General features: G+C 33.9%; 22 protein-coding genes. All 22 read left to right on the top strand.

Features of this window, described 5'->3' with window-relative positions; all coding sequences use genetic code 11:
• The first annotated feature begins 55 nt into the window (after nt 1-55).
• Entirely contained in the window at nt 56-1,381 is a 1,326-nt protein-coding gene (locus H6W52_RS07515; RefSeq protein WP_116097422.1) for a UDP-glucose dehydrogenase family protein, read from the top strand.
• A complete protein-coding gene (locus H6W52_RS07510) occupies nt 1,368-2,291 on the top strand; it encodes a glycosyltransferase family 2 protein (RefSeq protein WP_116097378.1) in 924 nt (307 codons plus the stop codon). The genes H6W52_RS07515 and H6W52_RS07510 overlap by 14 nt, the downstream gene beginning before the upstream one ends.
• 4 nt (nt 2,292-2,295) lie before the next feature.
• On the top strand, nt 2,296-3,555 hold the full coding sequence (locus H6W52_RS07505) for a hypothetical protein (protein ID WP_116097376.1): 1,260 nt from the start codon (nt 2,296-2,298) through the stop codon (nt 3,553-3,555).
• Complete coding sequence (gene rfbB / locus H6W52_RS07500; RefSeq protein ID WP_116097374.1) at nt 3,552-4,631, top strand: dTDP-glucose 4,6-dehydratase; 1,080 nt, start codon at nt 3,552-3,554, stop codon at nt 4,629-4,631. Before H6W52_RS07505 ends, rfbB begins: the two co-directional genes overlap by 4 nt.
• A 21-nt stretch (nt 4,632-4,652) precedes the next feature.
• Nucleotides 4,653-5,516, top strand: a complete 864-nt coding sequence (gene rfbA, locus H6W52_RS07495; RefSeq protein ID WP_116097372.1) for a glucose-1-phosphate thymidylyltransferase RfbA — start codon at nt 4,653-4,655, stop codon at nt 5,514-5,516.
• A 176-nt stretch (nt 5,517-5,692) separates the two neighbouring features.
• Nucleotides 5,693-6,541, top strand: a complete 849-nt coding sequence (locus H6W52_RS07490; RefSeq protein WP_116097370.1) for an ABC transporter permease — start codon at nt 5,693-5,695, stop codon at nt 6,539-6,541.
• Nucleotides 6,542-6,574: 33 nt separating this feature from the next.
• The gene (locus tag H6W52_RS07485) at nt 6,575-7,825 is read left to right on the top strand and encodes an ABC transporter ATP-binding protein (protein WP_116097368.1); all 1,251 of its coding nucleotides are present in this window, start codon (nt 6,575-6,577) and stop codon (nt 7,823-7,825) included.
• A gap of 60 nt (nt 7,826-7,885) precedes the next feature.
• Nucleotides 7,886-8,824 carry a hypothetical protein gene (locus H6W52_RS07480; RefSeq protein ID WP_116097366.1) on the top strand — a complete coding sequence of 313 codons (939 nt, stop codon included), beginning with the start codon at nt 7,886-7,888 and terminating at the stop codon, nt 8,822-8,824.
• Between the two features lie 15 nt (nt 8,825-8,839).
• The gene (locus H6W52_RS07475; RefSeq protein ID WP_116097364.1) at nt 8,840-9,238 is read left to right on the top strand and encodes a sugar 3,4-ketoisomerase; all 399 of its coding nucleotides are present in this window, start codon (nt 8,840-8,842) and stop codon (nt 9,236-9,238) included.
• Complete coding sequence (locus tag H6W52_RS21375) at nt 9,235-9,696, top strand: acyltransferase (RefSeq protein WP_116097362.1); 462 nt, start codon at nt 9,235-9,237, stop codon at nt 9,694-9,696. Before H6W52_RS07475 ends, H6W52_RS21375 begins: the two co-directional genes overlap by 4 nt.
• Complete coding sequence (locus H6W52_RS07465; protein ID WP_116097360.1) at nt 9,689-10,789, top strand: DegT/DnrJ/EryC1/StrS family aminotransferase; 1,101 nt, start codon at nt 9,689-9,691, stop codon at nt 10,787-10,789. The genes H6W52_RS21375 and H6W52_RS07465 overlap by 8 nt, the downstream gene beginning before the upstream one ends.
• On the top strand, nt 10,789-11,685 hold the full coding sequence (locus tag H6W52_RS07460; protein WP_116097358.1) for a glycosyltransferase family 2 protein: 897 nt from the start codon (nt 10,789-10,791) through the stop codon (nt 11,683-11,685). The genes H6W52_RS07465 and H6W52_RS07460 overlap by 1 nt, the downstream gene beginning before the upstream one ends.
• Nucleotide 11,686: 1 nt before the next feature.
• A complete protein-coding gene (locus H6W52_RS07455) occupies nt 11,687-12,508 on the top strand; it encodes a glycosyltransferase family 2 protein (protein ID WP_116097356.1) in 822 nt (273 codons plus the stop codon).
• A gap of 1 nt (nt 12,509) precedes the next feature.
• On the top strand, nt 12,510-13,388 hold the full coding sequence (locus H6W52_RS07450) for a glycosyltransferase (protein WP_087708757.1): 879 nt from the start codon (nt 12,510-12,512) through the stop codon (nt 13,386-13,388).
• Nucleotides 13,381-14,217 carry a 2OG-Fe(II) oxygenase gene (locus tag H6W52_RS07445; protein WP_185216624.1) on the top strand — a complete coding sequence of 279 codons (837 nt, stop codon included), beginning with the start codon at nt 13,381-13,383 and terminating at the stop codon, nt 14,215-14,217. The genes H6W52_RS07450 and H6W52_RS07445 overlap by 8 nt, the downstream gene beginning before the upstream one ends.
• Nucleotides 14,218-14,231: 14 nt before the next feature.
• Entirely contained in the window at nt 14,232-14,900 is a 669-nt protein-coding gene (locus H6W52_RS07440) for an NAD(P)-dependent oxidoreductase (RefSeq protein WP_116097352.1), read from the top strand.
• Between the two features lie 12 nt (nt 14,901-14,912).
• The gene (locus tag H6W52_RS07435) at nt 14,913-15,830 is read left to right on the top strand and encodes a glycosyltransferase family 2 protein (protein ID WP_116097350.1); all 918 of its coding nucleotides are present in this window, start codon (nt 14,913-14,915) and stop codon (nt 15,828-15,830) included.
• Nucleotides 15,831-15,860: 30 nt separating this feature from the next.
• A complete protein-coding gene (locus H6W52_RS07430) occupies nt 15,861-16,607 on the top strand; it encodes a class I SAM-dependent methyltransferase (protein ID WP_116097348.1) in 747 nt (248 codons plus the stop codon).
• A gap of 25 nt (nt 16,608-16,632) precedes the next feature.
• Nucleotides 16,633-18,429 carry an asparagine synthase (glutamine-hydrolyzing) gene (gene asnB / locus H6W52_RS07425; protein WP_116097346.1) on the top strand — a complete coding sequence of 599 codons (1,797 nt, stop codon included), beginning with the start codon at nt 16,633-16,635 and terminating at the stop codon, nt 18,427-18,429.
• A gap of 2 nt (nt 18,430-18,431) precedes the next feature.
• A complete protein-coding gene (locus tag H6W52_RS07420) occupies nt 18,432-19,337 on the top strand; it encodes a GT-D fold domain-containing glycosyltransferase (protein WP_116097344.1) in 906 nt (301 codons plus the stop codon).
• The gene (locus H6W52_RS07415; RefSeq protein WP_116097342.1) at nt 19,334-20,287 is read left to right on the top strand and encodes a glycosyltransferase family 2 protein; all 954 of its coding nucleotides are present in this window, start codon (nt 19,334-19,336) and stop codon (nt 20,285-20,287) included. Before H6W52_RS07420 ends, H6W52_RS07415 begins: the two co-directional genes overlap by 4 nt.
• Entirely contained in the window at nt 20,277-21,350 is a 1,074-nt protein-coding gene (locus tag H6W52_RS07410) for a hypothetical protein (protein ID WP_123891946.1), read from the top strand. Before H6W52_RS07415 ends, H6W52_RS07410 begins: the two co-directional genes overlap by 11 nt.

The raw sequence follows: 21,350 nt of genomic DNA, 5'->3' as shown, positions 1-21,350 counted from the left end.
TCAGATCATGGTATTTTTATTACTTTTGTGTTTGAATTTTTTAAAAACATACATTTTGAATATTACTATTGTAGGAACAGGTTATGTAGGACTGGTTACAGGAACCACTCTGGCAGAGCTTGGCAATTCAGTATACTGTGTAGATATTGATGAAAAAAAAGTAGAAGGTATGAAAAACGGCGTAGTTCCCATCTATGAGCCGAATCTTGAAGAAATGTTCCTGAGAAATATACAGGCTGAAAGATTATTTTTCACTACCAATCTAAAAGAAGCTTTGGATAAAAGCGAAGTTATTTATTTAGCCTTACCTACTCCGCCCGGAGAAGACGGATCCGCAGATCTTTCTTATGTACTGAAAGTGGCGAACGATATTGGCGAAATGATGACGGAATATAAAGTTGTTGTCAATAAAAGCACCGTTCCCGTAGGAACAGCCGATAAAGTACGTGAAGTTATCGCTTCAAAAACCCAGATTCCTTTTGATGTGGTTTCCAATCCTGAATTTTTAAGGGAAGGTTTCGCAGTAGAAGATTCCATGAATCCTGCAAGAGTGGTTGTTGGAGCAAGTTCTGAAAAAGCACAGGAAATTATGGCTAAAATTTATCAGCCATTTACTAACACCGGAGTTCCTATTATTTTTATGGACGAAAAATCTTCTGAACTCACAAAATACGCGGCCAATTCATTCTTGGCAGTAAAAATTACGTTCATGAATGAAATTGCCAATTACTGTGAAAAAGTAGGTGCTGATGTAGACAAAGTGAGGCTTGGAATGGGAAGTGACGACAGAATCGGGCATCGGTTTTTATTCCCGGGCATCGGATATGGCGGAAGCTGTTTTCCGAAGGATGTTAAAGCATTGATAAAATCCGGAAAGCAGGAAGATTTTAATTTTCAGATTTTAGAAGCGACAGAAAATGTAAATATTGCCCAAAAAGTCATCCTTGTTTCGGAGATTGAAAAGTATTTCGGAGGAAATATCGAAGGAAAAACGGTCGCAATGTGGGGATTAGCCTTCAAAGCGAATACCGACGATATTCGTGAGGCTTCTTCTTTAGACAACATTGCGTTACTTCTGGAAAAAGGGGCAAAGATTGTTGCTTATGATTCGGTTGCAGAAAATAATGTTCAGAAATTGTTAGGAGATAAAATCCAATACGCAAGAAATATGTACGAAGCTCTGGACAATGCAGATGCTTTGTTTATCGCCACAGAATGGCCGGAATTCAAAAATCCGAATTTCGAAATGATGGCAAAAAGAATGAACAATAGGGTAATTTTCGACGGACGAAATATGTATCCGCTGGAAATTCCTGAGCAGAATGGTTTTTATTATAAAAGTATAGGACGTAAAACAGTTTCTGCAAATGGAGTCTCATAAAATAGCTGTACTTGTTCCCTGCTATAATGAGGCTTTAACCATTGGAAAAGTGGTCCGGGATTTTAAAACATATCTTCCCAATGCAGATATTTATGTATATGATAATAATTCCAAAGATGAAACGATCGCCATCGCAAAAGAAGCCGGAGCTATTGTAAGACAGGAAAAACGTCAGGGAAAAGCAAATGTTGTCTTTAAAATGTTCAGAGAAATAGATGCGGATCTTTACATTATGATAGACGGTGACGATACTTATCCTGTAGAATGCGTTCAGGAAATGGTGGAGCAGTTTATTGAGAATAATTGCGATATGTTAGTAGGCGACAGACTTTCCAATAACAGTTACAGAAAAGAAAACAAAAGAGCTTTTCATAATTTCGGAAACAATCTGGTAAGAAATCTCATCAATGTTTTCTTCGGATCTGAATTGAAGGATATTTTATCCGGTTACAGAATTTTCTCCAAAAAATTTGTAAAAAATTATTCAAGTTCGATAAAAGGTTTTGAGCTGGAAACAGATCTCTCTGTATATTCTTTAAATTACGGACTGACGATTGAAGAATATTCTATTAATTACCGGGACAGACCTGAAGGAAGTGTTTCTAAACTGAATACTTTTACTGATGGTTTTAAAGTTATCAAACTGTTTTTTAATTTGGTAAGACTGTATAAACCGCTTTTATTTTTCGGTTCCGTTTCTATTATTCTCTTTATTATCGGTATCATTTTTATGATTGTTCCCATCAGAGAATATTTTGAATATAAATATGTCTACAAAGTTCCGACGCTGATATTTTCTATCATGTTGACGATCGTCGCTTTGCTTGCATTTACAACAGGGCTTATCCTGGACAACATCAGTATAATTGATAAAAAAAATTTTAAAGTAAGATATAACAACACAAAGTAACACGATGAAAGAAAAATTTATTTTTCTTCTTTTTACCATTATCTTTTTTCTGAATATCCAGTTCAACCTTTTTCATCTGATCCCTCGTGAAAAATTTGAATACAGCAAGCTTGAAGAATCAGAAACACTGGTTATAGGAAAACTTTTAAATTCCCAACACGGATCGGTTTTCGATGACGGTGGATTTACCGGCACCTATTACTCAGATTACATTTCGGGAAGAAAAACCGGCGGAAAGAAAGCCTATGATGCCTATATTAATAATAAAGTTCCAACAAAATACAGTTACGATGCCTACAAGTCACAGATTGGCGGTCAGGCAATTTTATACAGTATTTTTGATAAGGTTTTCGACTTAGATAACAAAATAAATTTGGAAATTTTCAGAATGTTTAATTCTTTATCATTAAGCATTCTTCTCGCCTTATTTTTAGTCTGGGTAAAAAGAAAATTTGGAATTATGACTTCAGTTATATCTTTTTTACTGATTCTTGTTAATTACTGGATTTTTCTTTACGGAAAGAGTACATGGTGGTGCAACTGGGTTTACTTTTTACCTTTTGTGTATGGTCTTTTCTTTTTTGAAAAATATAAATCCGCGAATTTCAGAAAATATATCATCGTTTTCTCAACCTTATTTTTCATAAAATTCTGGTTTACAGGTTTTGAATTTATTACCGTCTTTCTGATAGGTTCTTCGATACCTTATTTATATTATATATTCGAAAATAAACTTTTTTTTTATGTTCAGTTCATCAAAAGGCATTTTATCATAACAATAATTCCACTGTTGCTATCTGTTTTATTTCAATTGTACCAATTTAAACTTTTGGCAGGAAGCTTTAAAGCAGGGATCTTACATTTAGCAGACGCCTACTCAAGAAGATCGAGCGGAGATTACTTTTACGAAGAAAAATTCAGCTACCTGAATCAACTGAAAAAATACCATTTGGACATTATTACAAGGTACGTGGGAAATTCTTTTATTAATGAAGATCTTACTTTCGTAAAAGTTCCTTTTTTGATTCTTATTATTGCAGGAATTATTTCTTCTGTGATATTATTTATAAAAAAGAGAGAAAGAAGATTGGTCGCTGTAACATGGTTTTCCATTGCCGCACCCTTCAGTTGGTTTATATTATTTAAAGAGCACGCACACATCCATAAACATATTGATTTTTTTGTTTGGTACTGTCCGTTTCTTATTTTAATTATACTTTTAATATCTTTGACACTAAACTTTGTTTTTAAAACAGCAAAATGAAAAATATAATCATTACGGGAGGAGCTGGCTTTATCGGCTCGCACGTGGTAAGAGAATTTGTAAAAAATAATCCTGAAACAACGATCATCAACCTTGATGCACTTACGTATGCAGGAAATCTGGAAAACCTGAAGGACATCGAAAACGAACCTAATTACGTTTTCGAAAAAGCCGACATTACAAAACCTGAAGAACTTAGAAAAGTCTTTGAAAAGTACAATCCAGATGCTGTTGTGCATTTAGCGGCTGAAAGTCATGTAGACCGAAGCATTACAGATCCGATGGCATTTATTAATACCAACGTGAACGGAACCGCTAACCTTCTGAATCTTTGCAAAGAATTCTGGACGTTAAATCCGGATCATACGCATGGAAGATTCCCGGATGAGAAGAGAACGAATCTTTTCTACCACGTTTCCACAGACGAAGTGTATGGAAGTTTAGGCGAAACAGGTTTTTTCTTAGAAACCACAGCTTATGATCCGCAGTCTCCGTATTCGGCTTCAAAAGCGGCTTCAGATCATTTGGTAAGAGCTTACGGAAATACGTACGGAATGCCGTTTATCATTTCAAACTGCTCAAATAATTACGGTCCGAATCATTTTCCGGAAAAGCTGATTCCTCTTTGTATTTCAAATATCATTAATGAAAAACCTTTGCCTATTTACGGTGACGGGAAATATACAAGAGACTGGCTTTTTGTAATCGATCACGCCAAAGGAATCCACCAGATTTTCAATGAAGCTAAAACAGGAGAAACATACAATATCGGAGGTTTTAATGAGTGGCAGAATATTGACTTGGTAAGAGAATTAATCAAGCAAATGGATGCTAAATTAGGTAGAGAAGAAGGCTACTCTGAAAAATTAATCACTTTTGTAAAAGACAGACCGGGACACGATAAAAGATATGCTATTGACGCTACAAAACTTAATTCTGATCTCGGATGGAAACCGTCTGTAACTTTCGAAGAAGGTTTGGCAAAAACCATTGACTGGTATCTTGAAAATAAAGAATGGCTGGAAAATGTAACGAGCGGAGATTACCAGAAATACTATGAAAAACAGTATCATTAAAAATTAAACACAGATTAACCGATGAAAGGTATCATTTTAGCCGGAGGTTCCGGAACCAGACTCTACCCTCTTACCATCGCTGTCAGCAAGCAGTTAATGCCTGTTTACGACAAACCGATGATTTATTATCCTCTTTCTACATTGCTATTAGCAGGAATTAAAGATATTTTAATTATAACAACGCCACACGATCAGGAAGGCTTTGTAAAATTATTAGGAGACGGATCTCAGATTGGATGCAATATAGAATATGTGGTTCAGCCAAGTCCGGATGGTCTTGCACAGGCTTTTATTCTGGGAGATCAGTTCATTGGAAATGATGCGGCCGCCTTGGTTTTGGGTGATAATATTTTTTACGGCTCAGAAATGGGAACTTTGCTTAAAAACAAAACCAATCCGGATGGAGGTGTTGTTTTCGCGTATCACGTTTCAGATCCTGAAAGATATGGCGTTGTAGAATTTGACGATAATCTTAAAGCCGTTTCAATAGAAGAAAAACCTTTACAGCCGAAATCAAATTATGCTGTTCCCGGGTTATATTTTTACGATAACGAAGTGGTTGAAATTGCCAAAAATATCAAGCCTTCCGCGAGAGGAGAACTGGAAATCACGGACGTGAACAATGTATATCTTCAAAAAGGAAAACTGGAAGTTGGTGTTCTCGACAGAGGTACAGCATGGCTGGATACAGGAACTTTTGATTCTTTAAACGATGCTTCTGAATTTGTAAGAGTAATCGAAAAGAGACAGGGCTTCAAAATCGGCTGTATTGAAGAGATTGCTTTTAGAAACAAATTCATCAACGAAGAAAAATTACTCGAAACCGCAACCAAATACGGAAAAAGTGGTTATGGAGAATACCTGAAAAAAATAGTCAGTAAATAATCTGCTAAATTAATACATTTTAAAACTATTGGCTTTATAGCTGATAGTTTTTTGTTCATAACGACAAATATTAATATATTAGTTGATATTTTCTTAATTTAAATGAATAATAATTCATAATAAATAAAAAAGAGAATCAATTAAATAGTATAAATTTGCATTAAAATTTTACACAGATGAATGACCCACAGCAAAAGTGGACAGAAACTATTGAAACCCAGCATTCTTTACTCGACTTAAAGCTTAAAGAAGTATGGCGGTACAAAGATCTTGTCTATATGTTTGTAAAAAGAGACTTTGTTTCCAGTTTCAAGCAAACCATTTTAGGACCGATCTGGTTTTTCATTAATCCTATCTTAACGACAATTGTTTATTTGGTTATTTTTGGAAAAATAGCCAACCTCCCAACTGATGGAGCGCCACAGCTGCTTTTCTATCTCGCAGGAGTTACCCTTTGGAACTATTTTTCATCCTGCCTTTTAGGTACATCCTCAACTTTTGTGGGCAATGCCAGTATTTTCGGAAAAGTATATTTTCCAAGATTGGTTACTCCATTATCTATTGTGATCTCAAATCTTATGCGTTTCGGCGTACAGTTTTTACTTTTTATCATTGCCTGGTGTTATTATTTATCGAAAGGTGAAATACATCCAAACATTTGGGTATTGGCAACTCCTCTTTTAATTATTTTAATGGCATTATTTGCTTTGGGAGTGGGAATGATCTTTTCAGCGCTCACTACGAAATATAAAGACCTTACAATGCTTCTGGGATTTGGAGTAAGCTTATATATGTATGCTACGCCGGTTATATATCCCACCTCAGCTTTACCTGGTGGTTTTAAAAAACTTTCCTTTTATAATCCTTTAACCGGAATCTTTGAGTGTTTTAAATATGCCTGGCTTGGCGTTGGAGATTTTTCGCCATTAATGCTGGGAATCAGCTCAGCAATCATCGTTATACTCTTGGCTGTTGGTATTGTAATTTTCAATAAGATTGAAAAGACCTTTATGGATACCGTTTAAAAATCTTTTTAACATTTTTAATCATAAGAAAATATGCTCGCTCTAAAAGCAGAAAATATATCAAAACAATACCGTCTCGGACAAGTCGGAACAGGAACTCTATCTCATGACCTTAACCGTTTTTGGCATAAAGTAAGAGGGAAGGAAGATCCTTATTTAAAAATTGGTGAGGCAAATGACAGAACCGCAAAAGGAAAATCTGATTATGTATGGTCTCTACGTGATATTAATTTTGAAATTGAACAGGGTGATGCCGTAGGAATCATCGGAAGAAATGGAGCCGGAAAGTCCACTCTTCTTAAACTTTTAAGTAAAGTCACAAAACCCACAACCGGAAAAATTTACACCAATGGCAGAATTGCCTCTCTTCTGGAGGTAGGCACAGGTTTTCATCCGGAAATGACTGGTCGGGAAAACGTTTACCTTAACGGAGCGATTCTTGGGATGACAAGAAAAGAAATCACACGAAAATTTGATGAGATAGTTGATTTTTCGGGAGTTGAAAGATATATAGATACTCCCGTCAAAAGATATTCTTCAGGAATGTATGTGCGATTGGCATTTGCCGTTGCTGCTCACCTTGAATCTGAAGTCTTAATTGTAGATGAAGTTCTTGCAGTAGGCGATGTTGAATTTCAGAAAAAATGCCTTGGAAAAATGGGCGATGTTACGAAAGGTGAAGGAAGAACCGTTCTTTTTGTAAGTCACAACATGGCAGCTATTAATGAATTATGCAACAGCGCAATCTTATTAGATAAAGGTACTGTTTTGATGCAGGGAGATAAAGACAAATGTATTATTGAATACCAAAAAAGAAGTGGACATCTTTCTTATTATAATGCATCAGAACATGATTTTAAAATAGAGAATGACAAAATTAAAGTATTATCTTACACCGTTGAGCCGATACATGGCAATGTATTAAATATTAATTCTGGAGCTAAATTTGAAATTATTTTTTCGAGTAAAGTTCAAAACTCCACATTGGATCTTTCTTTTTATTTAAGAAATTCTCATGAAGTAACAATTCTGAGTAATGGATTTATTATAAGTGAAAATGGCGAAACAGGTGATTATTCGCTTGTATTTGAAATTCAGCCTAACATTCTTAATGAAGATTCTTATTATTTTGAAATGTTCTGGGGAATCAATCGTTCTGAGATTGCACTGAAAACAGAATCGTTTGGTTTTGAGATTAATGGAATTCGAAATCAATTCGGCGATATAAGAAAATCGCCGGGTGTTATTTTCCCCAATATAATTTCAAATGTAAAAAAAATTTAGTTTAACGGTCTTAATTAAATATTTATGCTTTTAAATATCATTTTTTCATACAATCGTGCAATGCAGGTAGACTATCTTCTATTCACCATTCTAAACAGGCTGAAGATACCTGATTACAGCACCGTTATTCTATATCATACAACAGGCGATCATCATTTAGGTTATAAAAAATTAATAGAAAAATATAAGACATATCCTAATATTAGCTTTGTTGAAAGAAAGGAAGTTTGGTTTGATATTTCTTTTTTAAAAACTTTTAACAGTAAAAAGAATTTTAATTTTTTTCTGGAAAAAAATCTAAAAAACAAAAAGGGAGATAACTTTAAAGGTCTTCTACAAAACTTATTAAAAAAAACCAAACATGATTTTGTCATGTTTAATACTGATGACGGAGTATTTTATGATGATGTTATTTTAGATAATGATGTTATTTCCGTATTTAGAGAAAACCCTAATACAACTTCTTACAGAATGTATGTTGGTGATAACATAGATGGGTTTCCAAATTATATTGAAAAAAAAAGTAGCTATTACCAATGGGATTATTATACAGATAAGAACATTACGCACTGGTCTTATCCTTTTTCTGTAGACGGAACTGTTTATAATACCAAATATTTATTATCCGTTTTAGAAAAAGTACCATACCATAATCCTATAACGCTTGAAGAAAATATGTTTAGATACGCTTTAGAGCATAAACTTTTCAGAAACGGTATCAGTCCTTTAAGTACAAAATTAGTTGGAACAACATTAAACAGAGTTTCAACAGATAATTCTAATCCAACTATAAATATTAGTGTCGATTATTTAAATCAGAAATTTACTGAGGGATATACTCTTCGTCTTAATTTTCCTGAAAAGATAACGGTAGTAAATATTGTGCCTTTTGAGGTTATTATAGAAAAAGGAGATGAGAAAATCATTATTTACTCTATTGACGATGAAGGAAAAAAAGTCCAAAGTTCCTATGGAATTGAAGGAACAAAAAAAGATTAACAAAACAATAAAATTATGCCTCCACATATCATAGAATTTTCTAAAATAGGTTCTCAGGATTTAGGATATATTACAGTAGCTGAAGAGCAAAAAAATGTTCCTTTTGAAATAAAAAGAGTCTACTGGACGTACTACACGCCACAGGACGTTATTCGTGGAGGACATGCACATAAAGAGCTTCAGCAGATCATCTTTGCGGTTTCCGGAACTATAGAGTTTAATACATTAGATATGGAAGGAAATAAAGAAACTTTTATATTGGATACACCTTCTAAGGGATTATATATTCCAAAACTGATCTGGAGAGATATAAAATTTAGTCATAGTGCCGTTTTGCTATGTCTTGCTTCAGAATTGTATGATGAGAAAGACTATTTTAGGGATTTTGAAGAATTTAAAAATTATAACAGGTGATACATTCTTTAGCTGACGTACAAACTCAAAATATAGGTGAAGGTACTACAATATGGCAATTTTGTGTAGTGCTGAAAAATGCCGTTATTGGCAAAGACTGTAACATAAACTGTCAGGTACTCATAGAAAATGAAGTTATAATTGGGGACCATGTTACCATAAAACCCGGTGTACAGATCTGGGATGGGGTTACCCTTGAAGACCATGTTTTTATTGGTCCCAATGTAACTTTTACGAATGATCTCTTTCCAAAATCTAAAAATAAAGAATTTAAACTTATAAAAACTCTGGTAAAAAAGGGTGCTTCCATTGGAGCAAATGCAACCCTATTAGCAGGAATAACGATCGGGGAAAATTCTCTTGTAGGAGCCGGAAGTGTGGTAACAAAAAACATTCCCGATAATGAAATATGGGTGGGAAATCCCGCAAAATTTTTAAAGAAAAATAACAATGATTAAATTTCTGGACTTACAAAAAATAAATCTTTCTCATCAACAGGAAATTGAGGAAGCTTTATTAGAAACTTTCCGTTCCGGATGGTATTTGCTAGGAGAGAAAGTAAAAACCTTTGAAGAACAGCTTTCTGCCTATTGCAATGTTCCTCATGCAATAGGAGTTGCCAATGGTCTGGACGCTTTAAGACTGATTTTTCGTGCATATATAGAATTAGGAGTGATGAAGGAAGGAGATGAAGTTTTGGTTCCAGCGAATACATACATTGCATCACTTCTTGCGATCACAGACAACAAACTGGTTCCGGTTTTGGTAGAACCTGATATTGAAACATATAATATTGATATTCATAAAATAGAAGAAAAAATCTCTTCTAAAACCAAAGCTATCCTTTTGGTTCATTTATACGGAAGCATAGTTTTCTCCGAAGATGTAAAAACTCTTGCCGAGAAATACAATCTGAAAATTGTAGAAGATAATGCACAGGCTATCGGAGCTGTCTGGAAGGAAAAAAAATCAGGAACTTTAGGCGATGCAGCAGGATTCAGCTTTTATCCCGGAAAAAACCTAGGTGCTTTAGGCGATGGAGGAGCGGTTTCTTGTCAGGATGAAACCCTTGCAAAATGCATCAGAGCTTTAGCCAACTATGGTTCTCAAAAAAAATATGTTAATCAGTATCAAGGCTATAATTCAAGATTAGACGAAATTCAGGCGGCTGTGCTTTCTGTAAAACTTAAATATTTAGATGCGGAAAACAACAGAAGAAAAGAGATTGCCAATCGCTATCTTGCCGAAATAGCAAATCCGGCAATTATACTGCCTCATCATAAAATTGAAAAAAACAGTCATGTTTATCATCTTTTTGTAATCAGAACCGAAAAGAGAGATGAACTTCAGGAATATCTTAATGAAAATGAAATACAGACTTTAATTCATTATCCAATCCCACCTCATCATCAGGAAGCTTATTCCGGGATGAAACATCTGCAGTTGCCAATAACAGAGAAAATTCATCGTGAAGTATTAAGCTTACCTATCTCTCCTGTAATGACGGATAACGAAGTCTTCAGATTGGTAGATATAATAAATGCGTTCTAATGGAAAATCCTTTAGTAACAATTATTGTTGTTTCCTATAATCATTCAAAATATATTGAGGAAAATCTTGATAGCATAAAAAATCAGACCTATAAAAATATACAGCTTATTGTAGCTGATGATGCTTCAAAAGACAATTCCGTAAAAGTTTTTGAGAACTGGCTTAGTGAAAATAATTATCCTGCTGAAAAAAATTTTCATCAAAAAAATACAGGTCTGGCAACAATGCTGAATGAATGTATGGAATCCGTAAAAGGGAAATTTGTAAAAGTGATTGCTGCAGACGATTATCTTCACCCTGAAGCCATTGAAAAATCTGTTAAAGAGCTTGAACGACTGGGAGATGAGTACGGAATGGCATTCACAGACACTTATTTTGTAAATGAAAAATCTGAAATTACTGAAGATCTTGCCGATTACAATACATTAGGAAATATTGATAAAGATTTATTTCGAAAAGAATTAATTAAAAATAACCGAATTGCTGCTCTTACTGTTTTAATGCGAAAAGATGTCTTAGTTGAAACAGGCAAATATAAATCGGATTTATTAATTGAAGATTATTTCAGATGGCTAAAAATTAACGCTTTATATTATATTGCATATATTCCAGAAAAATTAGCTTATTATAGAACTCATACAACCAACATTTCATCATTAGCAAAAGAAAGAATTGAAAAGGAAACCCTTTTGCTTCAAATGCTTTTTGATGAAGATGGAGCCGTAAAACAAAAGATTAACAGCAAAACACAAAAACTGTATCTTAATGGAGAAAAATTTTCTCAGGAATATCTTCAGGCATATAACAATTATCCCTATCACCTTAAAAGGCTTAATTTTGCTTTAAAAAATAAAATTCCGAGACCTCTTTATAAGCTTTTGAATAAAATTATCTAAAATGATTCCTATAATTTCCATCATTGTTCCGTGTTACAATCAGGCAGAATATCTTGATGAATGTCTGCAATCGGTTCTGGATCAGACTTTTCAGGATTGGGAATGTATTATCGTTAACGATGGTTCACCGGATCATACAGAAGCAGTATCTAAAAAATGGATAGAAAAAGATAATCGCTTTACTTATCTATATAAGGAAAACGGAGGTCTTTCTTCAGCGAGAAATGCAGGAATTGAAATAGCAAAAGGAAAATGGATTCTTCCGTTAGATTCCGATGATAAAATCGGAAATCAGTATTTGGAACTGGCTTCACAAAAATTTAATGACGCATATACCGTAATCTATTGTAAAGCTGAGTTTTTTGATAAAGTAAATCATCCATGGAAATTACCAAGCTACCAATATCAACATTTACTGGTAGAAAACTTAATATTCTGTTCCGCATTTTTTAAAAAAGAAGATTGGAAAATCGTAAATGGGTATGACATTCATTTGATCTACGGAAAAGAAGATTGGGACTTTTGGCTGTCTATATTGGATGGGAGCAAAAAAGTGTTATGTTTGGATTACTTAGGCTTTTTTTATAGAAGAAAAGAAGAATCTATGGATATTGCAATTAATCAGGATAAAAATAAAATAGACTTCTCTCTAAACTACATTTATAAAAAGCATCTTAAAAAATACCTGCCAAAAAATAAAAATGCTATTGAAAACTTTGAGCAACAGGTAAATTTAAAAAATAACTTAGATTTTTATAACGAAAAAGTAAATAAAAATTTCATCAACAGAATATTATTTAAACTAATTATAAAGTTCTCTTAGAATGCTCTCCATCATCATTTCATCCTATCAGAAACACTACTTTGATCAGCTCACTGAAAACATACGTGAAACGATCGGAGAAGGTTTCCTATATGAAATTATCCAGATATGGAACCCGAATTTGATGAGCATTATGGAGGCTTACAACTCTGGAGAAGAAAAATCTAGATTTGAAAATCTTCTTTTTATTCATGAAGATGTTGTATTTCATACTCATAACTGGGGAGAAAGATTAATAAAACATTTAAACAAACCTGGTGTTGGAATTATAGGTATATCAGGATCATCATATGTTCCTACCGCGCCTTCAAGCTGGACTGTATCAGAAGAATATCAGGAAACCAATATACTTGAAAGCACGAAAGAAAATCCCATTCCCAGACATACTCAGACGACAAAAAAAAACATGAATGAAGTTTTTGGTGTAGACGGAGTATTTTTAGCTGTAAAAAGAAGTGTTTTTAGAAACTATAAATTCAACGAAGATTTAGGAGGATTTCACGGTTACGATTTAGATATAAGTCTACGCATCTCTAAAAAGCTACAAAACTATGTCGTTAATGATATCTTAATTGAGCATTTTTCAATGGGAAACTTAAATAAAGAATGGTTTGATACAAATATAAAAATAAGACAAACGTTAGGATCTAAATTTCATAAAAAAAAGTCGAAGACCGAATTAAATGCTTTTCTAGGTTTTTTAACCCGTTATTTTATGTATTATCCAATAACAAAAAAAACAATATTACAAACTCTTAAATTTTATCCTTTTAAATATTTAACTATTGCTGGTCATTATGTAATTTTAAAAAAATATTTCAATTACATACTATATTCTTCAGATATCAATAAAAATCATAAAAACCACTATAATGAATAAATTTTTAAACTCCCACAATCAAGACTTGTTAAAATTTGCAGAAGAAAATTCTGAAAAATATAAAAACGGGATTCCTTTTCCAAGTATTTCATTTGAAAACTTTTTTAATCCTGAGCTATTAGAAGAGGTTTTGAGCGAATTTCCGGACTTATCAAAACAAGATGCAATCAGCTTTAATGATCCTTTACAGAAAAAATTTGCAGGTAAAGGTGAAAAATCTTTTGGCCCAAAAACAAGAGAATTAATGTATTTTCTAAATTCGGAACCTTTTTTAAATTTTGTAAATAAGGTTACTGGAATAAATGAAATTTTATACGGTGATCCCTATTTTTCCGGAGGGGGACTTCATGAAATAAAAAGAGGAGGACTTTTAAAAGTTCATGCCGATTTTAATAAAAATCCTACTACCGGATTAGACAGAAGAGTTAATGTTTTAGTATATCTTAATAAAGAATGGAAGGATGAATACGGAGGTCATTTTGAATTATGGAATCAAGATATGACAAAATGTGAAACAAAAATTGCTCCTAAATTCAATACATTGGCAATGTTTTCAACAACATCAAATTCTTATCATGGGCACCCGGATCCTATGAACTGTCCTGAAGAAAGAAGCCGTAAATCATTGGCATTATATTATTATTCCAACGGCAGACCTGAATCTGAAGCAATTGCTTTCAAAGAAAATCACAATACTCTTTTTGTACAGAGAAAAGACTCCCACAAAGACACAAATGCGTGGAATGAGAATGAGCAGAGAAAAAAACAGCATCTTTCCCCAAAAACATCTTTAGCAAAAAGGGTGTTTAATAAAATTTTCAGAGGCTAGCAAATAAAAGCATAATGATCATAGGAAACGGACTCATTGCCAAATCACTAAAAAATATCGATACCGAAGAGCATCTTTACTTTGCTTCCGGAGTTTCAAATTCCCTCGAAACAAGAAGCTCGGAGTTTGAAAGAGAATTTTCTCTTCTAAAAAACAGCATTATACAACATAAGGAAAATAAGCTTTTTTATTTTTCTACTTTAAGCGTGAATGATCTTTCCAAACAGCAAAGTCCATATGTTCTTCATAAGCTGGAGATTGAAAATTTTATAAAACAGCGCTGTAAAAACTATATCATCCTGAGAATCGGTAATATTGTTGGCAATGGCGGAAATCCCAATACTCTTTTCAATTTCCTTAAAAGTCAGATTATACAGGGGAATCACTTCATGCTACACCAAAAAGCCAGAAGATTATTGCTGGATATTGATGATATTACGAAATTTTTAGAATCAAACTGTACAAATGTTAATAACCAAACCATTAACTTTGCCTATCCGTATTATTATGATTTAAAGGAAATTGTAGAAGCCATCCGGAATAAGCTTCAAAAAGAAGCGAATTATCAGGAATCGGATGAAGGAGACTTTTATAAAGTTGATTTTGATGAATCGGTCAACGATTTCTTTAAAGGAACAGATGCTGAAAATTATTTAAAAAATTTAGCTGACAAATATATTTAGAAGAGAACACAAATGCCTAAAATTTATTTTATTATTGTAACCTACAATGCCATGAAATGGGCAGAAAAATGCTTTACCAGCTTAAGGCAGTCTTCTGTTCCTGTTCACTGTATTGTGGTAGACAATGGTTCTACAGACGGCACACAAAAATTTATTACGTCCAATTTTCCCGAAGTTGAATTGATTCAGTCCGAAAAAAATTTAGGATTCGGTAAAGCAAATAATATCGGAATCGAACAAGCCTATCAAAAGGGAGCCGATTTTTTTTATCTGATGAATCAGGATGCATGGATTTTTAGTGACAGTCTGGAAAAGCTCCTTCATGTTTACAATCTTCATCCTGACAAAAAAGAAATAGGCATACTGAGCCCGATGCATATCGACGGAACCGGAAAGAAACTGGATATTTTTCTTGATAAATACATTGCCCATAATTTTGAAACAAGACTGATCTCTGATCTCTATTTCCAGACTTTACAGCCCTTTTACGAAATAAGCTTCATCAATGCTGCTCATTGGTTTTTACCCAAAGAAACCATTGACGTGGTAGGAGGATTCAACCCTTATTTTTTTCATTACGGCGAAGATTTAGAATATGTAAACCGCATTTTATTCCACAAAAAGAAAACGTTACTTGTTCCTGAGAGCAAAGTGGTACATGACGGAAAACAGTCTCTGTCTAAGGTTGATTATACAAAATACGAAGACCTCAGAATAGAAACCAATATCATGAATCCCTCTATTCCGGATTCTCTGAAGGCAGAGAAAAAAGCACTCAAACAAAGTATGCTAAAAAATATGTTTCTCGGGAAGAAAAATCATTATCAGAAATTAGCTACAAAATATAAAAAGATCGTTTTTGAAGAGAAAAAATTAACAGAACTCAGAAATACGGTAGCCAAGAAAGCCCCCTCATTTCTGAATCTGTAAATCCATATTCAATATTTAAAAATACTTAAAATGATAAATAAAATTGCAAACAAAATAAAACTACTTTCCCATTCAGGTTCCACCTATCACTGTCCCTATTGCGGTTACGACTCTAAAGATCTGGAAGTGGTAGGACATGACCTTAAAGTCCTGAGAGATAAACAGGTAATTGGCGGCGGAAGACGCGCTGCAGGTTGCTACAAATGCCATTCAAGAGACCGAGAGAGACTTTTATATGCATTTTTAATTGAAGAACTGAAAGTTACAGACAACAAAAATTTCAGCATTCTCCACATCGCTCCGGAACCGAAGCTTTCCAATATATTTTTAAAATCAAATGTAAAAGAATACATCTGCGGAGATTTATTTACCAAAGGTTATGATTATCCAAGTCATGTAAAAAACATGAATGTGATGGATATTCCTTATGAAGATGATCATTTTGATCTTGCCATCTGCAACCACGTTTTGGAACATATTCCGGAAGATACAAAAGCAATGAAGGAACTTCACAGAGTCTTAAAACCGGGAGGTCATGCTCTTTTGCAGGTTCCTATTTCAAAAAACAACCAACAAACTCATGAAGACTTTACCATTACCAACCGAAATAAAAGAGAAGAATTATTCGGGCAGTTCGACCATGTGAGAATTTATGGGCAGGATTATGTTACAAGGCTGGAAAGTGTTGGTTTTAAAGTAAAAAGAATAAATATTTCGGAAAAATATAAGAAATTTGGTCTTAATCCTGATGAAGACATTTTCTACTGCGAAAAATAAGTAAGATCAATTAAAATTAAAAGGTATGTGCGGAATAGCGGGAATCATTACCAACAACGCCAGAAATTATCAGGAAGAACTGAAAAAAATGACCGATGCCATTGCGCATCGCGGTCCGGATTCTTCTCATTTTGAATTTTACGAAAATGCAGCTTTAGGACATCGCAGACTTTCTATTATTGATCTTTCTGAAAACGGAAAACAACCCATGTTTTCCTCTACAAAAAACGAATGCATCGTACTTAACGGAGAAATCTACGGTTATCAGGATATTAAGACACATTATCCAGAATATCCTTATCGAGGAAGTTCAGATACGGAGGTAATTTTTGCCATGTATCAGAGGAAAAAAGAAAACCTCATCCACGATCTTCCGGGAATGTTTGCTTTTGCCATTTGGGACAACGAAAAGCAGGAACTGTTCTGCGCCAGAGACCGTTTTGGGGAAAAACCTTTCTATTATGCTATCGGGAACAATAATGAATTTATTTTTGCCTCAGAAATCAAAGCAATCCTCGCTTCAGGGCTTATCCGTCCAAAAGTAAGCAATCTGGCGCTTTCTCATTACCTTCAGCATGGTTATGTAAGTACATACCAAAGTATTTACGAAAACATTCATGCGCTTCCTCCTGCTCATCAGTTGATCTGGAAAGACGGCAAAATATCCGTTTCAAGATATTACAGTCTTCCCAAAAAAGACAGAATCATCAGTTTATTGGATGCTAAAGATGAATTTACTTATCTTTTAAAAAATGCTGTTAAAAAACAGTTGGTAGCCGATGTTGAAGTAGGTAGTTTTCTGAGTGGCGGTTTAGATTCTTCTTCTATTGTAGGACTTGTTGCCGAATTTTTACCGAAACAGACAACCATCAGCTTTGGTTATGATCATGAAGACAGCGAACTGAAATATGCCAAAGAAATAGCCGATAAATACAATACCAATCATATTGAAGTTCACGAAAAAAAGGAAGATCTCGTAACGGCTCTTTTAAAAACTTCTCCTTTTTTCGATGAACCTTTTGCGGATTATTCTTCCATTCCACATTTTGAAATTTGCAGAAATGCGCGTAAAAATCTTACCGTTGTCCTTTCTGGAGATGTAGGAGATGAATTATTCGGCGGCTATAACTTCTATACCATTGAAAATAAACTGAGAAATCATTTCAGTTACAAAAATATTATTGCCCAGTTTGGATTAAAACTGTATCAGAAATTAAAGCCAATTTCTTTTATCAGTCAACAGAATATTGAAAACAAAAATATTCTCGACTTCCACCAAAACTATGTAAGAAGGGCTTTCTCAAAGCAAGAAAGACAGGCTTTAGGACTGCATTCAGATTATGAGCAGCCTTACAGCTTTATTCCGGATCCGGATTCATTAAATGATATCATGCGATTGGATATCGAGGATTTTGTGCCTTCGAATATGATGGTAAAATCCGACAGAATGGCAATGGCAAATTCTTTAGAAGTAAGAACACCGTTTCTTGATCTGGATTTCGCAGAATTCTGCATTCAGCTTCCGGAAAATCTTAAACTTAGTAACGATAACGATAAAATTATCCTTCGCGAAGCGATGGGTTCTTACTGGACGGAAACCATTAGAAAAAGACATAAACAGGGATTCGGGATGAATGTTAAAAACTGGTTTACAGAAGACAGCCTTCTTCGCTTTTCCGATGAACTGTTAAAAAATCCCAATCAGAAAATTTTTAATTACATCGATTTTAAGGCGACTCAGAATTTACTGACCAAAGATTATAAACACTGGTGTCTTCTGCAACTGGCTCTTTGGGCTCATAACAACGAAAAATATTTGTAATCATGAGTCTGAAAAAAAGAATTACTTCCCGTTTCTATTATTATCAGTGGCTTTTTAATACCCGAAAGCTTCGTGCAGACTTTCCGTCTTTCCGTATTCTGAATATAAAAGATACTATTGATGATATTATTAAAAACAAACTTTCCGTAAGCAGGTTTGGAGATGGAGAATTCAGATTGATGCTTCCGCAGTACGAACTGGAATTTCAGGAAAACAGCGAAAGAATCCGGAAAAAAATGTGCGAAGTGATTGCTTCAGATCTCAAAAATCACTTGGTATGTCTTCCTGAACCGCTTGCGTCAGTACATTCTTTTGATATTATTACAAAATATTGGTGGAAAAAATTCATTAACAATTACGGTTCCAGAGTTTCTCCTTTTTTAGATAAAAACAAAACCTACGGAAATTCATTCATTACAAGATTTTATCTCGGTTATGAAGATAAATCTGAAAAAAGGAATTTAGACATCATTAAATCTCTCAAAAAGATATGGGATAAAAAAGACATCCTGATTATTGAGGGAAAATATTCCCGATTGGGAGTAGGAAATGATCTGTTTGACAATGCAGCTTCTCTTAAAAGGATTATCTGTCCCGAAAAGAATGCATTCAGATGTTATGATAAAATTTTTGAAGCAGCAGCACAACTGGGAAAAGACAGACTTATCTTGGCAGCTTTAGGTCCTACAGCAACCATTTTGGCTTACGATCTGGCTAAAGACAATTATTGGGCAATCGATATCGGACATATTGATATTGAATACATCTGGTTTTTGAGAAAAGCTACGGAAAAAATTGCGATCGAAGGACGTCATGTTAATGAAGCGGAAAGCCAGGAATCCTTCGATATTCCGGAGGAATTTGCTCGATCTTATCAAGAAAGTATCATTTTAGAAATAAAAGAATGAACCTGAATATTTCTGTGATCATCCCCGTTTATAACGCTTCCGGGTTTTTGAGAAAATCCGTAGAATCTGCTCTGCAATTTGATGAGGTAAAAGAAATTATTTTGGCAGAGGATTGTTCTACTGACAATTCTTTAGAAATTTGTAAAAAGCTAACCTCAGAAAATTCCAGAATTAAATTATTCCGACATCACGATGAAGGAAATCATGGAGCCGGAGCGACAAGAAATTTAGGAATTGAAAAATCAACCGGCGATTTTATTGCTTTTTTGGATGCAGATGATTATTATCTTCCCCACCGTTTTGATGCGGAAAAAGAAATTTTCAAAGATTCTAAAATCGATGGTGTTTTTGGAGCAATTGGCGTGGAATACATAACGGAAAAAGGCAAACAGGAATTTCAGCAGAAATTTAAAGAATCTAATCTTACCACCGTAAATTATCCTGCGGAAGGAAGAGATGTTTTCAGAGGTTTGTTGGGCTTAACTTCAAAAACATTTGGCTCTTTTTTTCATCTGAATGCTTTAACAGTAAGAAAATCTGCTTTAGACAAAGTTCATCTTCGTTTTAATGTAAATCTCCGAGTACATCAGGATTCTGATTTCAACCTTAAACTGGCATATCTATGTTATTTAAAATCCGGAATTATCGATCAGGCTGTTGCTATAAGAGGAATACATGATGATAACAGAATTACCAAGATAAAACCTTATTCTTCAAAATTTTACAAAAACAGCTTACTCTACAATGAGTCTGTTTATTTATGGAGTAAAGCGAATTCTTTAGAAAAAGAATATACAAAAAAAATAGCTTTGGACTATTTCAGTTTTAAAATAGCGAATCAGAAGGGATTAAAAAAATGGCTTTCATTTTTGGTTACAGCACTGCAATATCCTGAATTTCTGAAAACAAGATATCGGTTTCACGCTTTAAACAATCCTCATGATGAATAAAAGAATTAACCAGATCAAAAGACTTGTGAGCGATTCTCTGGCTTATGTGAAATTAAAGTTTTACAATCCGCCAAAGAACGATAAAACATTGCTAATCAATTTTGAAAATCCGAATCTTTATCATCGCTTTTTTTATTTACTAGTTAAATTCTACCAGCTTTCAGGATATCATATTGTGTATCCCATGAATTTTGCAAGATTCAGAAATTTAAGAAATAAAGACCGCTATTTGGGACTTATTGTCCGGGAAAAAAACTTTTTAAGCATTCACAAAAAAGATCTTCCTGAAAATTGTATTGAAATAAATGATAAAATGTTCAGTCCTGATTATTTTTCCACTTATTTCGAACATAATAATACTGATGAAAATGCTTTTCATGTTCCTATGAGCTTTCATCCTTTTATGTACAATCAAGAGATCTGGAATCATAAAATTGATACAGAAAGAAAGAGATTTAACTCCATTTTCTGCTATGGAAATTTTGATGCTAAAGCTTATTTGGATATCAAAAGAACTGCTTTTACAGTGGAAACACGAGTTGCGCTTTTAGATTTTTTTCAGAAAAAAGAGAACTTTGTTTCTATTCATGGTAAAAATGATATCGTCTCTTCAAATGAGAATTTAGATGAAAAATATGTTTTCGCGATCAAGGAAAATTATCCCATAAAAATGGAGGATATCCGGGAACTACTCTCCTATTTCAACTTTTATTTATGTTGTCCCGGAGTCGTAATGCCGCTTTGTCATAACGTGATTGAAGCAATGTCAGTTGGCACCATTCCTCTTATACAAAAAGAATATGCTGAGGTAATGTATCCTAATCTTCAGCATAAAATGAATGCCATTATATTCGAAAACCTTAATCATTTAGAACAGATTCTTGAGCAGGAAATTTTCACTTTACAGGAACACGAAATTGCTGCAATGAGAAAAAATGTTTTAGATTATTATAGCGACTATCTCACTCCGCAAGCTCTGGTAAAACGCCTTAATAAAAGCATCGAAAAGAAAAAACTTATATATTTACAGGCGGAACACAGAAGCATAAAATTTATCCGATAA

Origin of the sequence: Chryseobacterium sp. C2(2020) (assembly GCF_014218915.1) — a bacterium.
GTDB lineage: Bacteria > Bacteroidota > Bacteroidia > Flavobacteriales > Weeksellaceae > Chryseobacterium > Chryseobacterium mucoviscidosis.
Note: the sequence above shows the minus strand (reverse complement) of the source record. Positions and strands in the feature narration are given on the sequence as shown.

Bases quoted from the DNA above. Each gene is read 5' to 3' on its own strand.
- H6W52_RS07510 (WP_116097378.1), top strand. From the start codon at position 1,368: ATGGAGTCTCATAAAATAGCTGTACTTGTTCCCTGCTATAATGAGGCT.
- H6W52_RS07505 (WP_116097376.1), top strand. From the start codon at position 2,296: ATGAAAGAAAAATTTATTTTTCTTCTTTTTACCATTATCTTTTTTCTG.
- rfbB (WP_116097374.1), top strand. From the start codon at position 3,552: ATGAAAAATATAATCATTACGGGAGGAGCTGGCTTTATCGGCTCGCAC.
- rfbA (WP_116097372.1), top strand. From the start codon at position 4,653: ATGAAAGGTATCATTTTAGCCGGAGGTTCCGGAACCAGACTCTACCCT.
- H6W52_RS07490 (WP_116097370.1), top strand. From the start codon at position 5,693: ATGAATGACCCACAGCAAAAGTGGACAGAAACTATTGAAACCCAGCAT.
- H6W52_RS07485 (WP_116097368.1), top strand. From the start codon at position 6,575: ATGCTCGCTCTAAAAGCAGAAAATATATCAAAACAATACCGTCTCGGA.
- H6W52_RS07480 (WP_116097366.1), top strand. From the start codon at position 7,886: ATGCAGGTAGACTATCTTCTATTCACCATTCTAAACAGGCTGAAGATA.
- H6W52_RS07475 (WP_116097364.1), top strand. From the start codon at position 8,840: ATGCCTCCACATATCATAGAATTTTCTAAAATAGGTTCTCAGGATTTA.
- H6W52_RS07465 (WP_116097360.1), top strand. From the start codon at position 9,689: ATGATTAAATTTCTGGACTTACAAAAAATAAATCTTTCTCATCAACAG.
- H6W52_RS07460 (WP_116097358.1), top strand. From the start codon at position 10,789: ATGGAAAATCCTTTAGTAACAATTATTGTTGTTTCCTATAATCATTCA.
- H6W52_RS07455 (WP_116097356.1), top strand. From the start codon at position 11,687: ATGATTCCTATAATTTCCATCATTGTTCCGTGTTACAATCAGGCAGAA.
- H6W52_RS07450 (WP_087708757.1), top strand. From the start codon at position 12,510: ATGCTCTCCATCATCATTTCATCCTATCAGAAACACTACTTTGATCAG.
- H6W52_RS07445 (WP_185216624.1), top strand. From the start codon at position 13,381: ATGAATAAATTTTTAAACTCCCACAATCAAGACTTGTTAAAATTTGCA.
- H6W52_RS07440 (WP_116097352.1), top strand. From the start codon at position 14,232: ATGATCATAGGAAACGGACTCATTGCCAAATCACTAAAAAATATCGAT.
- H6W52_RS07435 (WP_116097350.1), top strand. From the start codon at position 14,913: ATGCCTAAAATTTATTTTATTATTGTAACCTACAATGCCATGAAATGG.
- H6W52_RS07430 (WP_116097348.1), top strand. From the start codon at position 15,861: ATGATAAATAAAATTGCAAACAAAATAAAACTACTTTCCCATTCAGGT.
- asnB (WP_116097346.1), top strand. From the start codon at position 16,633: ATGTGCGGAATAGCGGGAATCATTACCAACAACGCCAGAAATTATCAG.
- H6W52_RS07420 (WP_116097344.1), top strand. From the start codon at position 18,432: ATGAGTCTGAAAAAAAGAATTACTTCCCGTTTCTATTATTATCAGTGG.
- H6W52_RS07415 (WP_116097342.1), top strand. From the start codon at position 19,334: ATGAACCTGAATATTTCTGTGATCATCCCCGTTTATAACGCTTCCGGG.
- H6W52_RS07410 (WP_123891946.1), top strand. From the start codon at position 20,277: ATGATGAATAAAAGAATTAACCAGATCAAAAGACTTGTGAGCGATTCT.